General features: G+C 45.9%; 16 protein-coding genes. 8 read left to right on the top strand and 8 right to left on the bottom strand.

Annotated elements, in window-relative coordinates; all coding sequences use genetic code 11:
- Positions 1 to 15 precede the first annotated feature (15 nt).
- The 4 genes from B5Z18_RS28190 to B5Z18_RS28175 all read right to left on the bottom strand — a co-directional run bounded on the left by B5Z18_RS28190 (position 16) and on the right by B5Z18_RS28175 (position 7,351).
- Positions 16 to 4,242: a SusC/RagA family TonB-linked outer membrane protein gene (locus tag B5Z18_RS28190; protein ID WP_159454457.1), complete on the bottom strand. Its 4,227-nt coding sequence runs from the start codon at positions 4,240 to 4,242 to the stop codon at positions 16 to 18.
- A 210-nt stretch (positions 4,243 to 4,452) separates the two neighbouring features.
- Positions 4,453 to 5,649, bottom strand: a complete 1,197-nt coding sequence (locus B5Z18_RS28185; RefSeq protein WP_079472891.1) for a FecR family protein — start codon at positions 5,647 to 5,649, stop codon at positions 4,453 to 4,455.
- 120 nt (positions 5,650 to 5,769) lie between these two features.
- Positions 5,770 to 6,372: an RNA polymerase sigma factor gene (locus B5Z18_RS28180; RefSeq protein WP_159454456.1), complete on the bottom strand. Its 603-nt coding sequence runs from the start codon at positions 6,370 to 6,372 to the stop codon at positions 5,770 to 5,772.
- A 157-nt stretch (positions 6,373 to 6,529) separates the two neighbouring features.
- Complete coding sequence (locus B5Z18_RS28175; RefSeq protein WP_079472889.1) at positions 6,530 to 7,351, bottom strand: alpha/beta fold hydrolase; 822 nt, start codon at positions 7,349 to 7,351, stop codon at positions 6,530 to 6,532.
- Between the two features lie 231 nt (positions 7,352 to 7,582).
- Between B5Z18_RS28175 and B5Z18_RS28170 the strand changes: the two genes are divergently transcribed.
- From B5Z18_RS28170 to katG, 5 genes are all read left to right on the top strand, one after another.
- On the top strand, positions 7,583 to 8,035 hold the full coding sequence (locus tag B5Z18_RS28170) for an SRPBCC family protein (protein ID WP_079472888.1): 453 nt from the start codon (positions 7,583 to 7,585) through the stop codon (positions 8,033 to 8,035).
- Entirely contained in the window at positions 8,016 to 8,339 is a 324-nt protein-coding gene (locus B5Z18_RS28165) for an ArsR/SmtB family transcription factor (RefSeq protein WP_079472887.1), read from the top strand. Before B5Z18_RS28170 ends, B5Z18_RS28165 begins: the two co-directional genes overlap by 20 nt.
- An 11-nt stretch (positions 8,340 to 8,350) precedes the next feature.
- The gene (locus B5Z18_RS28160) at positions 8,351 to 8,809 is read left to right on the top strand and encodes an SRPBCC family protein (protein ID WP_079472886.1); all 459 of its coding nucleotides are present in this window, start codon (positions 8,351 to 8,353) and stop codon (positions 8,807 to 8,809) included.
- A gap of 11 nt (positions 8,810 to 8,820) precedes the next feature.
- Complete coding sequence (locus tag B5Z18_RS28155; RefSeq protein ID WP_079472885.1) at positions 8,821 to 9,555, top strand: NADPH-dependent F420 reductase; 735 nt, start codon at positions 8,821 to 8,823, stop codon at positions 9,553 to 9,555.
- 328 nt (positions 9,556 to 9,883) lie between these two features.
- Positions 9,884 to 12,160, top strand: coding sequence for a catalase/peroxidase HPI (gene katG, locus B5Z18_RS28150; protein ID WP_079472884.1), 2,277 nt, complete (start codon positions 9,884 to 9,886; stop codon positions 12,158 to 12,160).
- Between the two features lie 143 nt (positions 12,161 to 12,303).
- On the opposite strand, the gene B5Z18_RS28145 is transcribed toward katG, so the two are convergent.
- Both B5Z18_RS28145 and B5Z18_RS28140 read right to left on the bottom strand, forming a co-directional pair.
- Positions 12,304 to 14,589, bottom strand: coding sequence for a glycoside hydrolase (locus tag B5Z18_RS28145; RefSeq protein WP_079472883.1), 2,286 nt, complete (start codon positions 14,587 to 14,589; stop codon positions 12,304 to 12,306).
- A gap of 83 nt (positions 14,590 to 14,672) precedes the next feature.
- The gene (locus B5Z18_RS28140; RefSeq protein ID WP_079472882.1) at positions 14,673 to 15,509 is read right to left on the bottom strand and encodes a hypothetical protein; all 837 of its coding nucleotides are present in this window, start codon (positions 15,507 to 15,509) and stop codon (positions 14,673 to 14,675) included.
- Positions 15,510 to 15,836: 327 nt separating this feature from the next.
- On the opposite strand from B5Z18_RS28140, the gene B5Z18_RS28130 reads away from it, so the two are divergent.
- Positions 15,837 to 17,459 (top strand): NADP-dependent glyceraldehyde-3-phosphate dehydrogenase, encoded by a 1,623-nt coding sequence (locus B5Z18_RS28130; RefSeq protein WP_079472880.1) that lies wholly within the window; start codon positions 15,837 to 15,839, stop codon positions 17,457 to 17,459.
- 267 nt (positions 17,460 to 17,726) lie between these two features.
- A complete protein-coding gene (locus B5Z18_RS28125) occupies positions 17,727 to 18,737 on the top strand; it encodes an OmpA family protein (RefSeq protein ID WP_143313729.1) in 1,011 nt (336 codons plus the stop codon).
- A 63-nt stretch (positions 18,738 to 18,800) separates the two neighbouring features.
- Here B5Z18_RS28125 and B5Z18_RS28120 read toward each other — a convergent pair whose 3' ends face one another.
- Entirely contained in the window at positions 18,801 to 19,322 is a 522-nt protein-coding gene (locus B5Z18_RS28120; RefSeq protein WP_079472879.1) for a dihydrofolate reductase family protein, read from the bottom strand.
- Between the two features lie 219 nt (positions 19,323 to 19,541).
- Here B5Z18_RS28120 and B5Z18_RS28115 point away from each other — a divergent pair, with 219 nt between their 5' ends.
- Entirely contained in the window at positions 19,542 to 19,985 is a 444-nt protein-coding gene (locus B5Z18_RS28115) for a YciI family protein (protein ID WP_079472878.1), read from the top strand.
- Between the two features lie 52 nt (positions 19,986 to 20,037).
- On the opposite strand, the gene B5Z18_RS28110 is transcribed toward B5Z18_RS28115, so the two are convergent.
- Entirely contained in the window at positions 20,038 to 21,342 is a 1,305-nt protein-coding gene (locus B5Z18_RS28110) for a DUF3108 domain-containing protein (RefSeq protein WP_143313728.1), read from the bottom strand.
- Positions 21,343 to 21,361: the final 19 nt, after the last annotated feature.

Here is a 21,361-nt window from a genome sequence, read left to right as displayed (position 1 = left end):
TTTGTTGTCGCTTGTTTAAAATTTCATATTAACAGTGAACATATATTGCCGGGTATTAGGTAGTTCTATCTCCCCTGTATTGGCCACGGTTTCAGGATCTACATGCAGCCTGTTGCTGGTCCATAAAGCAGCATTCAACATTTGCAGGGATACGGTGAGATCCTTGATAAAATAACGCTGCAGCATTTTACCGGATAGCGCCTGCCAGCCTATCTGCACTTCCTGCAAACGGATGTTATCTGCAGACATAATACTGTTGGTAGAATTTTGAATGATGAATTTCCGGGTACTGCCTTCATCTCCATTACCCGACATCGCTGCGATATCTGTAAATGCCTCGTCTCCCGGCTTCCGCCAGCGATCCCGGATCAGGAGGCTGTTATCCTGCGTTCTCGACGGAGACGGCAGGTATTCCCGCATCACATGACCAAAATTGAGCAGCAGTGTTGCCCTCAGAAAAAAACCTTTATAGTCCCATTCCTGTATGAGGCCACCTGTAAAAGGCGGACGGGTAACACCGCTGTAGACCAGTGAAGAAGCCAGTGTGGCGCTGTCAGGACTGGCAGTACTTTGCCCTTTGGCGTCATATATCCTAGGACTCCCGGTAGCATCCAGTCCGGCCCAGCGATAGCTCCAGAGATTCTCTGTGCTGTAACCATTACGATAGCCTGTGAGGTAGCGTGAGGTTTGTGAGAAATTTACCAGGGGTACATCTTTCGCAATATTCTTATTATAGGCGCCATTAAGGGTAATCACATACTTAAAATCTTTCTGCTGCAGTACTTTTATTTGCAGGTACATCTCCACTCCTTTTTTGACGATCTCACTATAACTGATTTTTGTTCCCAACCCTGTAGAAGGATCGGTAGGAACAGGAATAAAATTATTGAGCCCGGCCGTGTTTGTCTGGTAATAACGGATATCGAAAAGATAACGGTCATTGGCTAATCCCAACGTTGAATGCACTTCCATGTTTTTTACCGTTGGCGGAAGCTGCCCGAAGCTGTTATTTACCGCCATGGTGAATCCGCCACCAGATAAAGGAGCGTTGGTACCTGCCATTATTTCCATACCCTGGTAGGCACTGATATTTTGCAGGGTAAAATCCACCAGCAATTTGCTGATGGCGCCGGCATGAAAATAGGATTCCCTGGCAATGTCATAAGCAACCCTCATATTTGTTTGGGGATTCCCGTCCAGCGAATAGCCATAACCTGCGTATAAATGCAGGAGCCCCTGCCTTAGCCTCACCCGTGCGTTTGCGCCCACATAATTTTTTATTTCGTAGCCGCTGGTCGTTTTGTCTCCGCTATTGTTATTATTGATGCGTAAACTATTATAGCTGATATCAAAAGTATAACGATCCTCCAACAGGCCTATCCCCAGTTTCTCATACACGTTGTATGAACTTTGCCCGCTTTGCTGGGCTTGTGTGAAATTGACAACCCAAACCCCGTAGTTATTCCAGTTGCTTTGAAGATCCCGTTGGGCAGTAATTTGCGTGGGTAAACCGGGAAGGCTGATTCCATCCACGCCGGCAGTCAGGGCCACATTGGTGATCCAGGAAGGAACCTGGAAAAAAGGCTGCCTGCTTAAACGCCAGGTGGCATCCGCGGAGTAGTTGGTAAGGTTGGTATAGGGACGGGGATTGCCATAGTTAGGACTTAACGTTGTATTGTACTTGCCATTTAGTATATAGGTATCGTTATAGGAATAAGAAAAGCTGCCGTTCCAGTTGAGCCCCCGTGAGATGATGGTGTCGCCCGCTGCCGGAGTCAGTAATGTATTGGGATAAACCATCCTGCCATAGGTACCTTCCCAATACCTGTCGGGCAGGCTAAACAAGTTAAGAACACCTGCTGTGGGGTCCGGAGAGGGCAACAGCACCGCCTGGCCCTGACGGGTTTGTTTATTATAGCCATAGATGGTGGCATAAGAAGGACTACGTGACGCATTACCAAAACCGCCGCCGCCAATTGATGCAGAAAAGTAATGCTTCCCGAAATTCTTGTTAAACAGCAAAGCCGATCGCAGGTTCCAATCCTTGTTTTTTAAAGATGATTTTTTCATAATGCCACCGCGGGGCACATAAAAATCTATGCCCGTAACGGCGCCATAGTCGTCGAATACAGGGCTTCCGTATTCATTTACCAGCTGCCGGGCCGGGCTGGAAACAGCATCCAGCAGGTTTTCTGTTCTGCCATTCAGCAGATCATATTGCAGTGAAGTGGACCACCGGAGAGATGGCAGGATATCCCAGTCGGTATTCAGCCTTGACTGCACCTGGAGGTTTTTGCTGATCTGGCTGTTTATCCGTGCATCCTCCAGCACATTGGCGCCATAGTCTTCATACCCGTATTTCTTAAGGGCGGTATTGGCATCCGGGTTAAAGGTGGAATAATCGTATACATACTTTCCGCTTACCGGATCAACGAGCAACTGGTAAGGTTGCAAACTGCGAAAGTCGGAGTTAGCACCGGTCCTGGCTGTGTTTTGGGAAACATTTATATACCATTGCGCGCGCAGTTTGTTTTTAAATAATAAGAAGTCATTGTTCATATTCAGGCTGAACATCCGGCTGTAGTTGCCCAGGGCGGTAGAACGGGTGGTATTGTAGATGCCGGCCGCCCTGAAGCGCCATGCATTACTGCCTCCTGAAAGGGTGAGCATCTGGTTTTGATTAAAGGAGTTTTGTTGCAGCTGCCTTAACTGGCTTTCATTGGATAGCCTGCCCAGCGAATCCAGTTGGGTATTATAGTCGTGCGCCGACAGGATGCCTGCCTGCCAGTCATAAAATATACGCTCAGCAGGATTGAGACTAAAAGGCACACGCGGATCGTTTTTATTTGCCAGCATCATAAAACCCGAATCGGATGCGGACCTTAAATAGTCCACGATATCGGCGGAAGAAGCAAGACGTAGCTTACTGCGGTTAAACCGGGGCGCCGCTGCATAATTTAAGTTGGAACTATAGCTGAGCTGTAATTTTCCCTTCACAGCGCGCTTGCTGGTGATCATAATAATGCCTCCTGTGGCCCTGGGTCCCCATTTGGTCAGTTCTTCCGGATCTTTGATCACTTTAACAGATTCTATATTGGTCATCGGGTAGTTCGCGGGAAATCCATCCTGCGCAAAACCATCAATGATGATCAGCATACCCGACGTATTACCACTAAATCCGCTTACTCCTCTTAATTGAGGAATCAGGCCGTTATTACCAACGGAAGTGCTGTAATTAAAACGAACGCCATCTATACCTTTCATAGAATTGATCCACGAATCAAAGGTTGGATAACCGGTTGACGAATAGACACTTTGATATTGGTTATAGTGTGCCCGCAAAGCGGCTATGGTTGGCTTGTAGGTACCTGTTACAGGCACCCCCCTCCCGGTAAAATCGATGGATTGCAATGTCTGCTGGCTTTGAGAAGAATTTTGCAAAGTGAGACCGGGGATGCTGCCCTGTAATAACTGCCCCAGGTTCAGGTGCGTCCGGTGCGTCATGTCGATGGTGTCTGTAAAGGGTATTCTTTTCCGGCTCATGTCAATGTCATCGATCACTACGGCATTCATCTCTATGGGCGCCACTTTCATCGTTACTTTCAGGCTCACTTCCCCATTGTATTTTACTTCCACATTCCTGTGCCCAATGGCGCTGAATACCAGCTTATCGCCCTTTTGCCCATATACTTCAAAAGTTCCGTCTGCATTGGTAACCGCAAATGTTTTCTGGTGCGACCCGCCGGATATGCTGGTAACAGTTACACCTTGTTTAGGATTGCTAACTGAATCAACCACCACCCCCCATATAAGGATGTCTTCGTCGGGCAATGCTGCCGGCGCCGCAGTTTCACCACTGGCGCCCTCTGCTCCGGCAGTTTTTCTTTTAATGCCGATGTTATTACCGGAGATAATGTAAGATAATGGTTGGTTTTTCAGGCAAATTTCAAGTACGTCACGGATACCGGCATTGCTCACATTGATGGTTACCGGAGCTGTTTTATCCAACACACCTTTCTCATAAAAAAAGATATAGTCGCCTTGTTTTTTGATAAGATTGAATATCTTTTTCAAGGGCGCGTTCTTCTCATTCAGCGTAATTTGTTGCGCCGTTGCTGCAGTACCTGCGAAAATGCCCGCAAATAACAATACTGATACCGTAATTGTCTTTAAGAGAAAAATCTTAGTCAGCTTTTTGTTATGTTTAAAAAATACAGGGACCTGTAATGAATAAAAATTCATAGTTTTGAACTGTTTTGGGTTCATAATTAATTTACTTTTTCAAACGCCTTGTTGGAAAAAGGGTTGCCCAAAGCCTTGCCGGATGCGCCGCGAACGCTTCCGGCTTTTTTTTGCAAGCCTTTTGGTTGATATTAGTTATTCACATGACTTAAAAAATACTTCCTTAAAATATTCGTGTTACCGGAGAAGGGAACGGCAGCGAAATATATGCTACGGTTTTACGACAATCTTTTTCCCTTCCACTACAAAGTTTACGTTGGCAAATTCCAGTACCTTTAAAAGTTCTGCCAGGCTGGATTTCCGGGAGATGCCCCCTGCGAACTGCCTTTGAGGAATATTCCCTTCAAAAACAACATCTACATTATACCAGCGGGATACCTGCCGCATGATAGTCCGGATATCGGCATTTTCAAAAACAGTATACCCGTTTTTCCAGGCAATTATATCCTCTACGTTTACATTTTCAATGACGCTGAGCGTATTATTTTTTTCTAACTGCGCCTGTTGGCCCGGCGCAAGTATTTTCATTTGGTTGCCGGCGCTTACTTTTACTGCGCCTTCCAGTAATGTTGTTTTAGCATCGGGTTCATCGCTGTAAGCATTGATGTTAAAATGCGTACCCAATACTGTTATATTCATTTGGTTCACTTGTACATTAAAAGGTTTGCCGGGATCTTTTGCTACTTCAAAATATACTTCACCCGTAATGGCAACATCCCGCTTCCTGCCTGTGAAAGCAGTGGGGTAGCTAATGGAAGAAGCCGCGTTCAGCCACACATTGGTGCCATCCGGAAGCTGCAGCTTGTATTGCCCTCCCCGTGGTGTTGACAACGTATGATATTCCGCCACATTCGCTTTTCCCTCGTAATTCAGCATACCACTGTCGTTGTTCACTTTAAAATTCCCATGCTGAACAATATTACCGTGGGCACTATCCAGGGTGATCTCCTGCCCGTTGGCCAGCGTCAGTACGGCGCGATTGCTGCCCGGAGGTATATCAGCCATGGCTAGCACCGGGGGAGCAACTTTGGTATTGCCGGAGCGATAAAACCACCACCCTGCCCCCAGCAGTATGGCAAGCATAGCTGCCACAGACCACCATCTTCTGAAAAGGGGTACCACCCGCGTCGTTTTCTCCACTGGCGGATATTTCAGAATAGTATCCAGTACCGGCTGCCACTTTTCAGGTGTAAACCCTTTATCAGCACCGGCTTCTGTAAACGCAGGCGCCAGCAGGGCATACCAGTCCACCTCAGGGCGGGAGTCGATGATATCCAATAGCTGTAGCCTCTCCTCTTCCGTGGACAGATCATTTATATATCGTTCTAACAACTGTTTTATATGGTCGTCCTGTATCACAGTGTACGTTTTATCCCGGCGGGCCAGGTCGTTCTTAGTAATAGACACAAAAAATGAATACCGGTACTCCTCCGGGTTACATTTTTTTTTAAGAATAATACATAGGAAGTGTTTGTTGCAGGCGCCGTGCTAAAAACAGGCAGATAGATAGGCGTTGGGAATATGGCGTTAATGCATGATGATCTCCATAAAGAAGATGCCTGCTATTAAAGTTCCCTGATCTTTTAGTATAGACTCCTGTATATGCCGCAATGCAATACGCAGCTGGTTTTTTACGGTATTCTCTGAAATCTGGAGCAGGTCGGCAATCTCTTTTCGCGACAACCCCTTTTCCCTGCTTAACTCGTAGATCCTGCGGCGTTGTTCGGGTAGCCCGTCTACCGCTTTGTGGATCGACTTTCTCAGTTCCTGTACAGTAAACTGTTCTTCAGCGGTGGCTTCATGGCTCGGTACATCCAGGTACATATCCTGTAATACATGCGCCTCCGTTTTATTACGTTTCAGGTGATTGATAGAGAAATTAGTTGCCATGCGGTAGATGTAGCCGGAAAGGTTGGTAACAGCGGTCAGCCCTTTTCTATTTATCCAGAGCTTTAGAAATACTTCGGCTACCACATCTTCAGCAGCGGCTTCATCTTTTACTATTTTAAGTACAATGGGATGAATAATAGCACCGTAATGGTAAAACAGACGGGTAAAGGCTTCTTCATCTCCCTCCGAGATCTCTATAACTAGCTTCTCCTCATCATATGAAAAAGTACCCGGCAGCAAAGTGGCTTTAGATGTTAAGATAACAAGATAATCCTTTGCGGGAAAAATATCAAACTAATTTTACCGGCTCCGGCAAACCTGCAAACAAAAAAGCGTGATACAATCCGAAAGAATGTATCACGCTTTTTGACCTGTATGGTGCTGATATCTTACTATGTTATGATTTGATAAATGCCAGGAGATCCTTGTTGATCGTGGCAGCTTCAGTAGTGGGCATACCGTGCGGGAATCCCGGATAGGAAATGAGTTTGCCATTTTTTAACAGGCCCACCGCTTTTGCTCCGGAAATCGGGAACGGAACGATCTGGTCATCTTCACCATGCAGTACCAGCACGGGAATATCCACACTTTTAAGATCTTCCGTAAAATCTGTTTCAGAGAATGCCTTAATACAGTCGTAATGTGCTTTGATGCCTCCCATCATGCCCTGGCGCCACCAATTGTCTCTCACACCCTGCGATATCTTTGCTCCTTCACGATTGTACCCATAAAATGGCAGCGTAAAATCCTGGAAGTATTGGGTACGTTGTGTGGCGGTATTTTTTCTGATTTCATCAAATACCGATAATGGTACGCCGTCGGGGTTGCTGGCTGTTTGCACCATCAGCGGAGTAACTGCGCTGATGAGCACCGCTTTAGCCACACGGCCTTTACCATATTTTGCAGCATAACGGATTACTTCCCCGCCGCCTGTAGAATGCCCAACGTGAATGGCGTCTTTTAAATCAAGCGCCTTTGTAAGCTCCGCTACATCGGCCGCATAGGTATCCATATCATGGCCATTGGCGGTTTGACTGGATCTTCCATGACCTCTCCGGTCATGAGCAATAACCCGGTAGCCTTGCTCCAGGAAAAACATCATTTGCCCGTCCCAGTCGTCACCGGACAAAGGCCAGCCATGATGAAAAACAATAGGCTGGCCTGTTCCCCAGTCTTTGTAATAAATTTCGGTACCGTCTTTTACTGTGATCTTACTCATTTTGTTTGGCTTTATTTATTTGGTGATAAATTTTCAGCTGTTATCAATTTAAGCCAGTTTAGCTGGAATTCTTACCTGCTAACAAAGATTTAATAAATGTTGTTCGTGCGACACCCAAAAAAATATCAGCCATACAGCTGGTGTTTATCACGCTCTTCTGCCATCTCTAAAAATATATTTGCGTAACTCAAAAGTTACACATACTTTTATGTAACCTTAAAGTTACTTATTATGATGAAGACAATTAAACACCAGTTCTTCTTCCCGCATCCGGCTGAAACGGTTTGGAACTACCTTACCCAACCGGAGCTGATGGAGCAATGGTTGATGAAGAATGATTTTCAGCCCATCGTGGGACTCGACTTTCAGTTCAGAACAAACCCGGTACCCAGCCTCGATTTCGACGGAATCTTTTACTGTAAGGTATTAGAGGTTGTTCCTTTTAAAAGGCTCTCCTATTCGTGGAAGTGCGGCCCCGGCGATGGCAAAATCACACTGGATTCCGTAGTACTATGGAAACTGGAAGCAAAGGACAACGGCACGGAGCTTTTCCTGGAGCACAGCGGTTTCACGAAAGAAGAAAACCTGAGTATGCTCAACGCACTGACTGATGGCTGGCTTAAGAATATTCACAAAATCGCGGAACGTATAAACAAGGCACAACATGACAACACCAACGCTTGACGTATTCCAGGTAATCGGCGATCCGAGCAGGCGGAAGATGCTGATGCTGCTCTCGGAAGATAGTCTGACCATCAACAGCCTGGCAGACAATTTTGACATGAGCCGTCCCGCCGTTTCAAAGCACATTAAAATATTGTACAACGCAGGCTTTATCTCTATCCAGGATATTGGCCGGGAACGGTATTGCACGCTGAAACAGGATGGGTTTAAGGAGTTGCAGCACTGGATCTCCTACTTCGATAAGTTCTGGACTACGAAACTGAAAAAATTAGAGACTTTATTAAATAACAAGTTATCCAATTAAAAATCAACAAAATGACTGCATCAGATTTTAACACGATACTTCTGGTAGATGAGACGCCGGCAGAAGTATTCAATGCCATCAACAATGTTCGCGGATGGTGGTCCGAAAATATTGAAGACGGTACCACCCGGCTCAATGATGAATTTACTTATCAGTTCAAAGACGTTCACAAGTGTACCATGAAGTTAATAGAAGTGATCCCGGATAAAAAAGTCGTTTGGCTGGTACTGGACAACTACTTCAATTTCACGGAAGATAAAACAGAATGGACCGGTACAAAAATTGAATTTGAGATCTCTGAAAAAGAAAACAAAACACAACTTCATTTCACGCACCGGGGACTGGTACCGGCCTATGAATGTTATAATATTTGCTTTGATGCATGGACCCACTATATCAACGATAGTTTGCGCAACCTGATCACTACGGGCAAAGGTCAGCCGAATCCCAAAGAAAATATCCCCGCATAAAATACAACCTTATGAATATAGGAATTATCGGCGCGGGCGCTATCGGAAGCTGGCTGGCGTCCAAACTCGTTGCATTGGGACATACCGTTTCCATCGCCAACTCCCGCGGCCCCGCATCGTTAAAACAACTGGCTGAAAACATTGGGGCAACCCCAGCTACGGTAGAAGAAGTCACCCAAAATAAAAAGGTGATCATCGTTGCCATCCCTCAAAAAAGTATCCCCGATCTCCCCAAAAACATTTTTAAAAATCTACCCGATGACGTGGTGGTTATTGACACGGGAAATTATTATCCCACCCTGCGCGACGGAATCATACCGGCGCTTATTCAAGGCGGCATCGATAGCCTGTGGGTACAGGAGCAACTGGGCATTCCCATTGTTAAAATATTTAATTCCATCGTGATAGAAAGCCTGGAAAGCAAAGGCCAGCCCAAAGGCGCTAAAAACCGCATCGCACTGGCGGTTTCAGGCGACGATACCGCTGCAAAGGAAGTAGTATTTAAACTGGTCAACGAAATAGGCTTCGATTCTTTCGACATCGGTACTATTGCCCAATCATGGAAGCAGCAGCCCGGTTCAACTATTTATTGCAGGGACATCACGTTTGAAGAATTAAAGAAAAGAGTGGACGCTCTGGGAACCGCATGGTCCGATATGCGTAATGTGATCATCACCAAACGGAACACCGACGAACTACTGATGAAAACAGACTATCCGGCTTACCTGAAAAGCCTGCAGGATTAAACGTAATTTTTAGCGACCTCTGCCTGCCTGAGTGCATTGATAGTGCATTAACAGTGCATGAGGAGTGCATGAGGAGTGCATGCGAACAGTATAGATAGTGCATGGATAGTCCATGCGCTACCCATGTCCGACGCACCGGAGAAGTATCCGAGAAGTAATAGATAGCCCCCCACCCCGTTAATAAGTCACCCACCCACAAATAGATTTTAACTATTGAAATATAGAAATTAATTGATTGTGATTATTCTTTCTATATCATAACTTTATCATTATGCACAACTAAAAGGTGCAGGTAAGTGTTCTTTCAATACCATAAAAACTTCTAAAAATGGGAACAGAATCAAACGACATCAGTAAATGTCCGTTTCATAATGGCAGTATGAAGCACAATGTTGGCGGTGGTGGCACCAGGAACCGGGACTGGTGGCCTAACCAGTTAAAGCTGAGTATCCTGCGCCAGCATTCCTCCAAATCAAACCCGTTGGGTGAAGATTTTAACTATGCCGAAGCCTTTAAAAGCCTCGACCTGGAAGCAGTGAAGAAAGACCTTCATGCACTTATGACCGACTCACAGGATTGGTGGCCGGCCGACTTCGGGCATTATGGCCCCCTGTTCATCCGCATGGCATGGCACAGTGCAGGCACCTACCGTGTAGGTGATGGCCGTGGCGGCGCAGGCTCAGGACAGCAACGTTTCGCCCCGCTTAACAGCTGGCCCGATAACGTGAGCCTCGACAAAGCCCGCAGGCTGCTTTGGCCCATCAAACAAAAATATGGCAACAAAATTTCATGGGCGGATTTAATGATCCTCACCGGCAATATAGCGCTGGAATCAATGGGCTTCAAAACATTTGGTTTCGCCGGCGGACGTAAAGACGTATGGGAGCCGGATGAAGATGTATACTGGGGCTCCGAAACCACCTGGCTCGGTGGCGACATACGCTATGCACATGGCTCCGCCGGTGTGGAAGAACATCACGGCGTGGTAGCATCAGATGATAATGCAGATGGCAATATCCACTCCCGCAACCTGGAAAAACCACTCGCGGCCGTACAAATGGGACTGATCTATGTAAACCCGGAAGGCCCCGATGGCAACCCCGACCCAATTGCGGCTGCTAAAGACATCCGTGATACTTTTGGCCGCATGGCCATGAACGACGAAGAAACCGTTGCCCTCATCGCAGGCGGCCACAGCTTTGGTAAAACCCACGGCGCTGCACCTGCTACCCATGTAGGCAAGGAACCGGAAGCCGCCGACCTCGAAATGCAGGGCCTCGGCTGGAAAAACAGCTATGGCTCCGGTAAAGGCGCCGATACAATTACCAGCGGACTTGAAGTAATATGGACGAAAACACCCACTAAATGGAGCAATAACTTCTTCGAAAACCTCTTTGGTTTTGAATGGCAGCTTTCTAAAAGCCCCGCCGGCGCGCACCAATGGGTAGCTAAAGATGCAGACAGCATTATTCCTGATGCATACGACAGCGCTAAAAAACATTTACCCACCATGCTCACCACCGATCTATCTTTAAGATTTGATCCGGTTTATGAAAAAATATCCAGGCGCTTCCTGGAAAATCCCGATGAATTTGCAGATGCTTTTGCCCGTGCATGGTTTAAATTAACGCACCGCGATATGGGCCCCCGCGCCCGTTACCTGGGCCCCGATGTGCCACAGGAAGAACTGATCTGGCAGGATCCTATTCCCGCAGTTGACCATGCATTGATAGATGAAAAAGATATTGCAGCCTTAAAAGCAAAAGTACTGGCATCAGGATTGAGCGTATCAGAACTGGTTTCTACAGCGTGGGCGTCTGCCTCTACCTTCCGTGGCTCCGACAAACGCGGTGGCGCCAATGGCGCCCGCATTCGCCTGGCTCCCCAGAAATACTGGAAAGTGAACAATCCAACACAGCTGCAAAAAGTACTGGATACACTGGAAAGCATTCAGAAAGAATTTAATAGTGCCCAGTCCGGCGGTAAAAAGGTTTCACTGGCAGACCTCATCGTACTGGCCGGCGCCGCTGCGGTTGAAAAAGCAGCGAAAGATGCTGGACATACCATCACAGTTCCTTTCACCCCCGGTCGTATGGATGCTTCCCAGGAACAAACCGATGTTGAATCCGTAGGCTTCCTGGAACCTGTTGCAGACGGCTTCCGCAACTACCGCAAATCAAAATTCCCCGTATCTACAGAAGAATTGCTGATAGATAAGGCGCAACTGCTCACGCTTACTGCGCCGGAATTAACCGTATTGCTGGGTGGCATGCGCGTGCTGAACACTAACTTTGATGGTTCTAAACATGGCGTTTTCACAACACGCCCGGGCCAGCTTACCAACGACTTCTTTGTAAACCTGCTCGACATGGGCATTGCATGGAAAGCAGTTTCTGAAGACAGGGAACTTTATGAAGGCAGCAACCGCGCCACCGGCGAAGTAAAATGGACCGGTACCCGTGCAGATCTCGTGTTGGGCGCTAACGCAGAACTCAGAGCTAATGCAGAAGTATACGGAAGTGCAGATGGTCAGGAAAAGTTTGTGAAAGACTTTGTAGCAGCCTGGAATAAAGTAATGAACCTCGACAGGTTTGATCTTGCTTAATTAATCAGAAGAATAACAGGAGCCTCCGTCACCGGGGGCTCTTTTTTTATGCAAACATATTTTCTAAAGATACTGCTGCAGCTATTTCTCCCTCAATAAGTTGAATGTTGTTGGGCGGGTTCATGTTATTATAATTGCTGTTTTTACTTCACTGTGTAATTTACTTTTTTAAATCCATCATCAATAACCGCAGACCGCGCCCGGATCAGGTCCGTACCGGACAGCGCATCCTGGTGGGAAAAATTTACCGTCACTTTTATCTTGTTACCGAATACTGTTTGCTGTACCTGACGGTCATCTGAAAGAATATTAAAGGCGCTCATTGGCAGGGTTACTGCTTTTTCATGCAACGGGCTCCATACTTTTATATGACGAATGATCTGTGTTTTGTTGAGCTTCCATTCCGCCTGGTCAATATGGTATAAAGGTGGCGTATTGTATAAAATTTCCGACAGCATCCGTGTTCCCACTTCATCCTTTAATTTAAGGGAGCCATTTTCCCAGTGCGCTGTTGTTATAACGGCATCATTATAAACAAGACGGAACAACGGCAGTGAATAAGCTGGATCAACATATATCTTTTCATAAAGTTCTTTTATGGGTATTACTTTCGTATAGATAGATGGAATTTTACCGGCTTGTCCCCAGTAGCTGCCAACATAGTAGGGGCTATTTTTATTTTGCCTCAGGTCGGGATCTCCCCAGAATAGTACCGGCATTTCCAACCCCTGCGCAAACGCCAATGATTTACCCGCAAAATCATTTCCACCTTCAGATCCTACTACCATCGCTACCTCATTGCCGATGTATTCCATCCGCTGAAGACGGGCTTTAAAGTCCTCCTCTTTTGTGGTGATATGATCCGGCGAGTAATCATCAAATACCTCACCGGTAGCATCGCAATCCACAAACCACGAGTTATATGGAATACTATCGCTCAGGATGGCTGCTACCCGCTGTTTTACAGATGGGAAAGCCAACGTGGGATTCAACTGCCTCCCTACCCCTATAAAACCACCGGTTTTCTTCCCGGAAGCGTTGGTCACAGAAGCATTATCGTACAGCGACGAATCAGGAAACCAGCAGGTGCGCCATTCCCTGTCTTCTTTTTGATGAATAGAATGATAGCTGTCATAAGGACCAATAAGATAGCCCAGTTTATTAGCTTCTTCCACCAGGAGTGGATTCTTTAATCCATCTGCCCAATCAGATAAACCTATCCAGGCTTTCTTTATTCCCGACTGGTACATATCGTGCATCAGGCTCACACTTTCTTTTCCCCAATCGACAGGATTATCGATGATTTCTCCCAGCCCCTTCTTTAGTAATAGTTTATTACGGACGTACAGTTGCTGTTCGCTCAAATGGTTTGCCGGCGCAGTTCCTGGCAGGGGACCAAATACATCAGGATTATATAACTCTTTCGTACGGAGTGCCTTATTTAAGGCCTCCAGGATGATCCTTTTCTGATAATCATTAATGGGAGTTTGTTTTTTGCATTCCACCCATACCTGGCTAAAGGCATTTGCGGCATCGTTTTCTTCATTATCTTTTAGCGATTGAATCAGCCAGGAAAAGAACTTTTCTTTTGCAGGCGAGGACGCCTGTAGCTGCTTCCAGTGAATATTTTTCTCAGAAATGAGTCCGTGTGGCCAGAAATAGATATGTGGCGCACCGTATAATTTCCGGACATTAGGATTTTTAGCAGCTTTTTCTTCCAATGTTTCAAACCTGTTTTTTTCCCGGATATAATTTTTATACACAGTACTTACTGCTAACGGATCAGTTGGGGTAACATAAATCCTGAAGCCATAGGTTTTGTCCGGGTTAATAGAAGGGAATTGATGGGAGAACGAAAAACTGATGTCCGGGCTCACATCGAAATGTAAATCACTGTTGAAAACATTTTTCAACACATACACGATCGAATACTTAGCTTTGTTCAAAGCAAAAAATCCCATTGAAAAGCTTCCGGGATAATCCAATGACTGATTCTTCAAAAAAGACTTCCAATAGTTGTCCTTTGCGGGAATATATTTCCCTTCCCATAAAGGCAGCATATAGCTTTCCGCATGCACACGCGGCCATACAAATTTACCGGCTCCTTCTGACCGGATATTAATATCCAGGTAGTTTTCTTTCTTTACAATGCTTACTGAAACAAGAAGATCAGGATACAGCCATGATACCAAGTCGGTGGTCTTTTTTAAATTGGCCACCCGCATTGGCGCCAGCGGATTGCCTGCCTTCTCAGGTATTCCCCCGTAATAGAGATTCAGCTCAAAAGTTTCAGGGATTACGTCGAATGTAAAATCCCCGGGCTTTACCTGGGGGGATGCAAATAGTTGTCCGCAGGATAACATGCAAACAAGCAGGTGAACACTGATTATGATCCTTGCAGGTAAAAGCAATCCCCGTACTTGTTTCATGATATTTAAGCTATTTGCTCAAATATAAATTATTATCGGGCTAATTCCGGCGGAGAATTACGGGCTGATAAGATGAGCAACCGCTAAAACAAACTCCCCTGTATCACCGCCGGTGGCATAGTAGGATGAAACAACCCAACAATGGTAAACGGCTGCCTGGAACCGGCGTGTGCATTTTGCGTAGTACCCAGGAAGAAATACAAATCGGTATTCCTGGCGTATTCCTGCAGGTATTTCTTCCTGACCTCATGAATGGCTTTCTGCTCCTTATCAGCACCACGCTGCTTTTTCAGGCTTTTCCAATACAGTGATGCCAGCTCCCAGTCTTCCACCGGCAGGGTAATTTCTTCATTTCTGTTGTCGGTAAAACGGAAGGAAAATTTGTAGGGTAGCTTTTCCATCAAGGTAAAAGGATCTTCCGGTTGTTCAAATACCTGGCCCCGGTACATCTCTTCCTGTAGAATCTTCAACCGGTCGCTGTTCCATTCCCGTTCCGTTTCTTCTACCACAAAATCCAGTATCCGCGTAGGTTTGAATACAGCCAGCGAAGTATAAAACGCTTCGTGTTTCGCTTCCATGATCACCGTGGAAAAGTCGCGGTATACATTCTTCAGCACAATGGCCTTCCGTTCCTGCCAATGCTCTTCCGTGCCCAGATGCCCCATCTTTTTTACCGGTGCATCCATTGTTACCGGTCTGAAACTTTCCAGGCGGAAATCCCTGGTGTTCCGCACCAGGCCCAGCTCCACCCAGTCGTAGAGCTGATATTGTTCTTCATAGGTTTTCTTTGAAAAAGGGATGGGATATATCCTGATAAAAACACCATCTTCCCTGAAACCGGCGATGCTAACCTGTTCATCATAATGGGAAGATACGGTGGGGTAACTTTTAACGGTGATCAAAACTTTTGTCAAGGGCATGCGCAAGATGTTTTATAAAATATGCAAATGGTTTCGCCGGTAGCTGGTGATGGAGCTACTATAAATGTTTTTCTTTTCCTGTGAATAATGGATAATAAAACGATTTGCGGTGACCTGTTTCCATGATGCGCTGTATTAATTTTCTCCTGTAAAACATCCGGCGAAATTAGGTGAATCGTTGAAAATAAAAAAGTTAGCACCGGTACAGTCAATATTTTTCATCTCCCAAAAATCTATCTTATAGATTTTCCCCACACCCCGATCGAAACATTCTATGTTTATTATCTGGTCTGTTTTGTGTAATTTGTACGCATAAAATTTTAACACATGAGTTTTCAAGATGAGCTGAAGAAACTTTTTGTTGAAGAAAATGAAATACCCGAAGAGTTCCGTATTTCTGAAATTCATCAGAGAGAATACCTGGTAAACGGGGAAATGAAACAATGGGATGGGCCGGTGAGTGAAGTGTACTCCCCTATCAACATTCCAACGGCAGATGGCCTGAAACGCAAACTGATAGGCACTTACCCGTTAACCACCGAAAAGGAGGCGTTTGAAGCGCTGAATGCCGCTCTCTCGGCGTATGATAACGGTCGCGGCGAATGGCCTACGATGCGGCTGGATGAGCGCATCAACTGTCTTTCTGTATTTGCCCGCAAAATGACGGAGCAACGCACCCTGATCGTAAAACTGATCATGTGGGAAATCGGGAAATCTTTTGCTGACTCCATCAAGGAATTTGACCGCACCATAGAATACATCAACGCCACTATAGATGCGCTCAAAGAAATAGACCGCAGCTCTTCCCGTTTCGAAATCAAGGAAGGCACCATCGCACAGATCCGCCGTTCACCATTAGGGGTCGTACTCTGCATGGGCCCGTTCAACTACCCGCTGAATGAAACCTTTACCACGCTGATTCCTGCGTTGCTCATGGGCAACACCATCCTTTTCAAACCGCCAAAACACGGTACGCTGGTGCACTACCCATTGTTACGCGCATTCATGGAGTCTTTCCCGAAAGGAGTGGTAAACACCATATATGGCCGCGGCGCCGCCGTGATACCCGGTATCATGGCTACCGGTAAAATCAATGTACTGGCCTTTATCGGTTCCAGTAAAGTAGCCAACGATCTGCGCAAGCACCATCCCAAGCTGAACCGGCTGCGCGCCGTGCTGAGCCTGGATGCCAAAAATGCCGCCATCATTACACCACACGCGGATATACAGGTAGCCGTGAATGAATGTATCCTCGGTGCGTTATCGTATAATGGTCAACGTTGTACCGCCATCAAAATATTATTTGTACACCGTTCTATTGCTGACGAATTCAATGCCCGCCTCGGTGAGTCCATCAGCAAAATGAAATTCGGTATGCCCTGGGAGAAAGGCGTACAACTTACACCGGTAGCGGAACCCGGCAAACCTGCCTATATCCGTGAAGTACTGGACGACGCCATCGCCCACGGTGCGGCCGTTGTTAATGAAAACGGTGGCGCTACCAACGAATCCTTTGTATTCCCGGCAGTGGTATACCCGGTGAATGATAAGATGACACTCTACCGCGAGGAACAATTCGGACCGGTAATTCCTGTAGTGCCTTATGATGATATAGAAGAAACGATCAACTACCTGATCGAGTCGCCACATGGACAGCAGGTAAGCATCTTCAGCAACAATCCTGATGAAGTGGCTATGTTGATTGATCCGTTGGTAAACCAGGTAAGCAGGGTGAATATCAACAGCCAGTGCCAGCGCGGACCAGATGTGTTCCCTTTCACCGGCCGGAAAGACAGCGCAGAAGGTACGCTCTCTGTGCATGATGCCCTTCGTTCATTCTCCATCCGCTCACTGGTAGCTACAAAGATGAACGACACCAATAAAAAACTGCTGGAAGATATTGTGAATGAACACAGCTCCGACTTCCTCAGCACCAATTTCATTTTCTAAAACACCTGTATTTTTGCGATATGCCTTGCGGCCGCCCGCTACAAGGCATATCGCAAAAATGCACACAAAAAATACCTGGAAACCGGGAGAAAAAAAACACCAGATAAGGGTATATATTTTCGGGGATACATCCAATAGCTTTGCGGATAATCCGATAGGCAACGACCTCCATGATGAAAAATTTACCGGTGTCAAAAAATGATGATGGGCTTCGTTAAAAATGAATCATTAACCTGCATCATATACAATCTTTAAAAAGTATCTATTATGAATATTCGATCATTACTCTTCGGCATTTCCGCTTTGATCTTTGCATACGCCTGCAATAATGAAGGAAAGCAACAGGCGGCCACTGCAGATTCTACACCGAAGACGGATGTTGTTACTCCCACTGAAGAAAAGCAAGAAAAAGGAACAACCGCTTTTAACATTAATGACGTTCCGGTATCAGAGAAAGAACTGGGCCCTTTCCCCTTTTTTACTTTACCGGAAGGACTAACCACAATGAATAAACCGGTTGAACGCAAGTTTGACCGTCTTTTCTTCGCCATAGATGGTAAAATGACTCCGTTAGAGGGTCGTATATGGAAAAGTAATGTTGTCGAAATAAAACAGAATGATTGGTCTCTTCCATTCTTTGAGAAAAGTTATGATGAAGCAATCAAAGCTGCCGGTGGAGTAAAGATATTTGACGGGTCAATTACCCAGGAAGAATACGACCGTTACAGCCAGGGAGCTTCTTACCTGGGAGAAGATGGTTCTATCGGCTATACAGAAGAGAATATCAAAACTTATATCATCCGCCGGGCCAATGGAGGTGATATCTATATCCAGCTGACGGGCAATTCCGCACAAGGCAAGCTCGATATCTTACAGCAGGAAGGATTTAAACAAACCATTACTATGCTGAAAGCCGATGAAATAAGTAAAGAACTCAATCAGAAAGGCAAAGCAATACTATATATCAACTTCGACACAGACAAATCCACGCTGAAGCCGGACGGCAAAGATGCTGTGGCAGAAATTACAAAGGCGTTGAAAGCAAGCCCCGGTTTAAAGGTTGCGGTTAACGGTTATACAGACAACACCGGCAACGATGCACATAATCTCCAGTTGTCCAAAGACAGGGCGAAAGCAGTATTGGATGCATTGGTTTCATCCGGTATTGATAAGTCCCGCCTTAGTTCTGAAGGATTTGGTTCCCTGCAGCCAATTGCAGACAATAGCTCAGAGGAAGGCAAAGCGAAGAACAGACGGGTGGAGCTTGTAAAGAAGTAGGCAGTTAACTACCTCAAATAACAAAGCGGCAAGAAAGCTGTTTGCCACCGGGTGGTAGCTAAATTAAATCCGCTTACCCTTTACCTCGTAATGCAATTGAATGGTGTTGTTGTTTAATTTTTTAACATCCAGTAATGCCAACTGATATTCAAAGTCCGCATCGTCAACAAACAGCAATCCGCTCCCAAATAACACCGGTTCCACCACCAGGATTATTTCATTTACCAATCCTGCCTTCATAAATGCGCTTACTGTTTGCGTGCCGCCGATGATTACCGCTTCGGTGTGCCCTTTAGAGGCGAGTGCCGCCACGATTTTCTCCGGGCTATCGCTGGTAAACAACACATTGGATTGCGATGGCGTTGCGTTTGTATCATGCGTTAATACCACCAGCGAACCTTCTTTTAGCGGCAGGTAATCCGGCGATAGAATATTATAAGTTGTTTTACCCATGATCACGGCTTGCGTGCGCTGGCTTATGGCCATAAAACCCGCTCCGTATTCCGGCGACAACCAATCCGGTACATTCCTGTTATTACTGATCAATCCATTCGCAGATGCAGCGAGGTAAATAATGATTTTCATCTCTTAAATTTTATAATAATGATTGTTGTTTTATCATTACAAAAATACGCTGGCTAAATAGATCACACAGCCCGTAGACGCGACATTTTGAGGGTGTATTTGCGACAGGCGATTCCATTTACACCCAAAACGCCGGCACTCACGCCATGAGTAAATCAATGATTTTTTACAATGATGGGGACCCCTCCCGACCGACATTTGTATCAAAATATAAAACAAATGAAACCAGGTTTATTAGCAGTTATTATTTGCTTCGCATTCATAAGTAAAACTTATGCACAGGCAAATACTACTGCGTCACCATCAAAAAATAATGCAATGAAACAGTACAGTTTATTGGTAAGAGTCCCCGAAACTTATGGTTCAGAACAGGCAAAAATAGCAGGCCCCAAATGGGAGCTGCTGCTCGCACAATGGAAAGCCGACAGCGTGTATGTTTTGAGTTTCGCTTTTCCGGGAGAGAGCTACACGGTGTCAGGAAGCGGGAAATCGGTAAAAAAAGAAACCGTTCTTTCCGGTAAGCTTAAAGTTGTAAGTAATATTGTTCTTCAGGCGGAAACGATGGAACAGGCGTTAGAACTGGCGAAATCCTGCCCTATTCTTTTATATGACGGCACAGTGGAAGTACGGGAAATTCCTAAGCCAGTTAAGCCAATACAATAAAGCAAGAAAGGCCGGGAACCCGGCCTTTCTTGCTTATAATCTTTGCCTGCACTCAGGCACGTGTTTTCTTCAGTTTCACTTCCACTTTTTCACCGGGTTTGCTTACCGTTACCACCTTTTTCACTACGGCGCCGGCGTTGGTACTATAGTTCCTGCTGACCGTATTGGCAGTTGTACTCTGGAACATACCGTTGATGTAGTGGTCGGTATAACCCACCACTTCCGACTGGCTATACGAATGGTCGTATCCAAACTCGGTATATAACAGGTATTCGCCGGGCATGAGGTTTACAAATTCAAAATGCCCTTCATCATCGTAAACGCTCGTAGTTTTGATACACTGGGCCGCTTCGTCCAACAGGCCAATACCTTCCCGGCCCTTTTTACGTTGCGATTCGTTTACCTTGATCCATTCTTTGAAGTAATCATTGTAAGGGATCAGGATTACCTGTGTACCACGGGGCGCTACCTGCTTGGCCTGGATGTTCACCACCTTCATTTTGGCCCAGATAGTACCGTTGTCGTCAAAATCGCGGGCAAACACTTGTCCGTTGATGATGGAGTTACCGCCTTTCACCATCTTCATGGTTGCTGCTTTATCAAAAGGAGCCTTGATGGAGTTGAAATCTGTTTCCATATCCACCATCCTGATCTGCTGGCCATTGCTCCACATGTCTATCTGCCACAACCGGCGGGTTTTCTTATCGATATAGGAAACAGATCTTTCATCGGTAGTAGGTTCCACCACGGTTACTTCCCATACATCGTGTTTGCCGGTGTATTTACTGACCCAGGTGCTGTTCTTTACTTCATCCACCACCGCTTTTTTCAGGTTACCGTTATTTGTGGGCTTGTATTCATACACAGATAAATCAGTGCTGTAGCCGGAAGTCAGTGGCAGCAACGACAGGATAAACGGATAGGTATAACTATCTACGAAATACTGGTTGCCTGCTTCCTGGATCTGGGTCTTCTTCCCGGTTTTCTTATCAACATAATAGCCGGTAACATTATTCCCGAAGTGCAGCACCATATCTTTCAGGGTGCTATGCGACGCGACGTAAATAGGTTTGAAGTTGTTCAGGTTAGATACGGCGGTATCTCTCCACTCTTCCAATCCGGCAAGAGCAGTGGTGGTAGTTAGGGCCAGCTTATCGCCGGAGGCATTGATACCGACGGTAAAAGTGCCGATTGCTGATTCGCTGCCGCTATTTACAGTATAACAGGCGAGGGTATACTTACCGTTCTTCAGCAGTTTACTGTCGAATTTATCCTGCGCCTGGCTCTTGCCAACAATGACTGTCAGCAGAAACGAAGCAGAGGAGATCAGGATCGATTTACGAAATTGAGAAAGCATGGTTCTGATAGATTTATCT

This window comes from Chitinophaga ginsengisegetis (genome assembly GCF_900168065.1).
GTDB lineage: Bacteria > Bacteroidota > Bacteroidia > Chitinophagales > Chitinophagaceae > Chitinophaga > Chitinophaga ginsengisegetis.
The sequence above is the reverse complement of the archived record's forward strand: the minus strand, read 5'-3'. Positions and strand labels throughout refer to the sequence as shown.

What these genes read in the sequence shown, in the direction of transcription:
- B5Z18_RS28155 (WP_079472885.1), top strand. Translation starts at nt 8,821, where the DNA reads ATGAATATAGGAATTATCGGCGCGGGCGCTATCGGAAGCTGGCTGGCG.
- B5Z18_RS28170 (WP_079472888.1), top strand. Translation starts at nt 7,583, where the DNA reads ATGATGAAGACAATTAAACACCAGTTCTTCTTCCCGCATCCGGCTGAA.
- B5Z18_RS28130 (WP_079472880.1), top strand. Translation starts at nt 15,837, where the DNA reads ATGAGTTTTCAAGATGAGCTGAAGAAACTTTTTGTTGAAGAAAATGAA.
- B5Z18_RS28165 (WP_079472887.1), top strand. Translation starts at nt 8,016, where the DNA reads ATGACAACACCAACGCTTGACGTATTCCAGGTAATCGGCGATCCGAGC.
- B5Z18_RS28175 (WP_079472889.1), bottom strand. Translation starts at nt 7,351, where the DNA reads ATGAGTAAGATCACAGTAAAAGACGGTACCGAAATTTATTACAAAGAC.
- B5Z18_RS28145 (WP_079472883.1), bottom strand. Translation starts at nt 14,589, where the DNA reads ATGAAACAAGTACGGGGATTGCTTTTACCTGCAAGGATCATAATCAGT.
- B5Z18_RS28140 (WP_079472882.1), bottom strand. Translation starts at nt 15,509, where the DNA reads ATGCCCTTGACAAAAGTTTTGATCACCGTTAAAAGTTACCCCACCGTA.
- B5Z18_RS28125 (WP_143313729.1), top strand. Translation starts at nt 17,727, where the DNA reads ATGAATATTCGATCATTACTCTTCGGCATTTCCGCTTTGATCTTTGCA.
- B5Z18_RS28115 (WP_079472878.1), top strand. Translation starts at nt 19,542, where the DNA reads ATGAAACCAGGTTTATTAGCAGTTATTATTTGCTTCGCATTCATAAGT.
- B5Z18_RS28190 (WP_159454457.1), bottom strand. Translation starts at nt 4,242, where the DNA reads ATGAATTTTTATTCATTACAGGTCCCTGTATTTTTTAAACATAACAAA.
- katG (WP_079472884.1), top strand. Translation starts at nt 9,884, where the DNA reads ATGGGAACAGAATCAAACGACATCAGTAAATGTCCGTTTCATAATGGC.
- B5Z18_RS28160 (WP_079472886.1), top strand. Translation starts at nt 8,351, where the DNA reads ATGACTGCATCAGATTTTAACACGATACTTCTGGTAGATGAGACGCCG.
- B5Z18_RS28120 (WP_079472879.1), bottom strand. Translation starts at nt 19,322, where the DNA reads ATGAAAATCATTATTTACCTCGCTGCATCTGCGAATGGATTGATCAGT.
- B5Z18_RS28110 (WP_143313728.1), bottom strand. Translation starts at nt 21,342, where the DNA reads ATGCTTTCTCAATTTCGTAAATCGATCCTGATCTCCTCTGCTTCGTTT.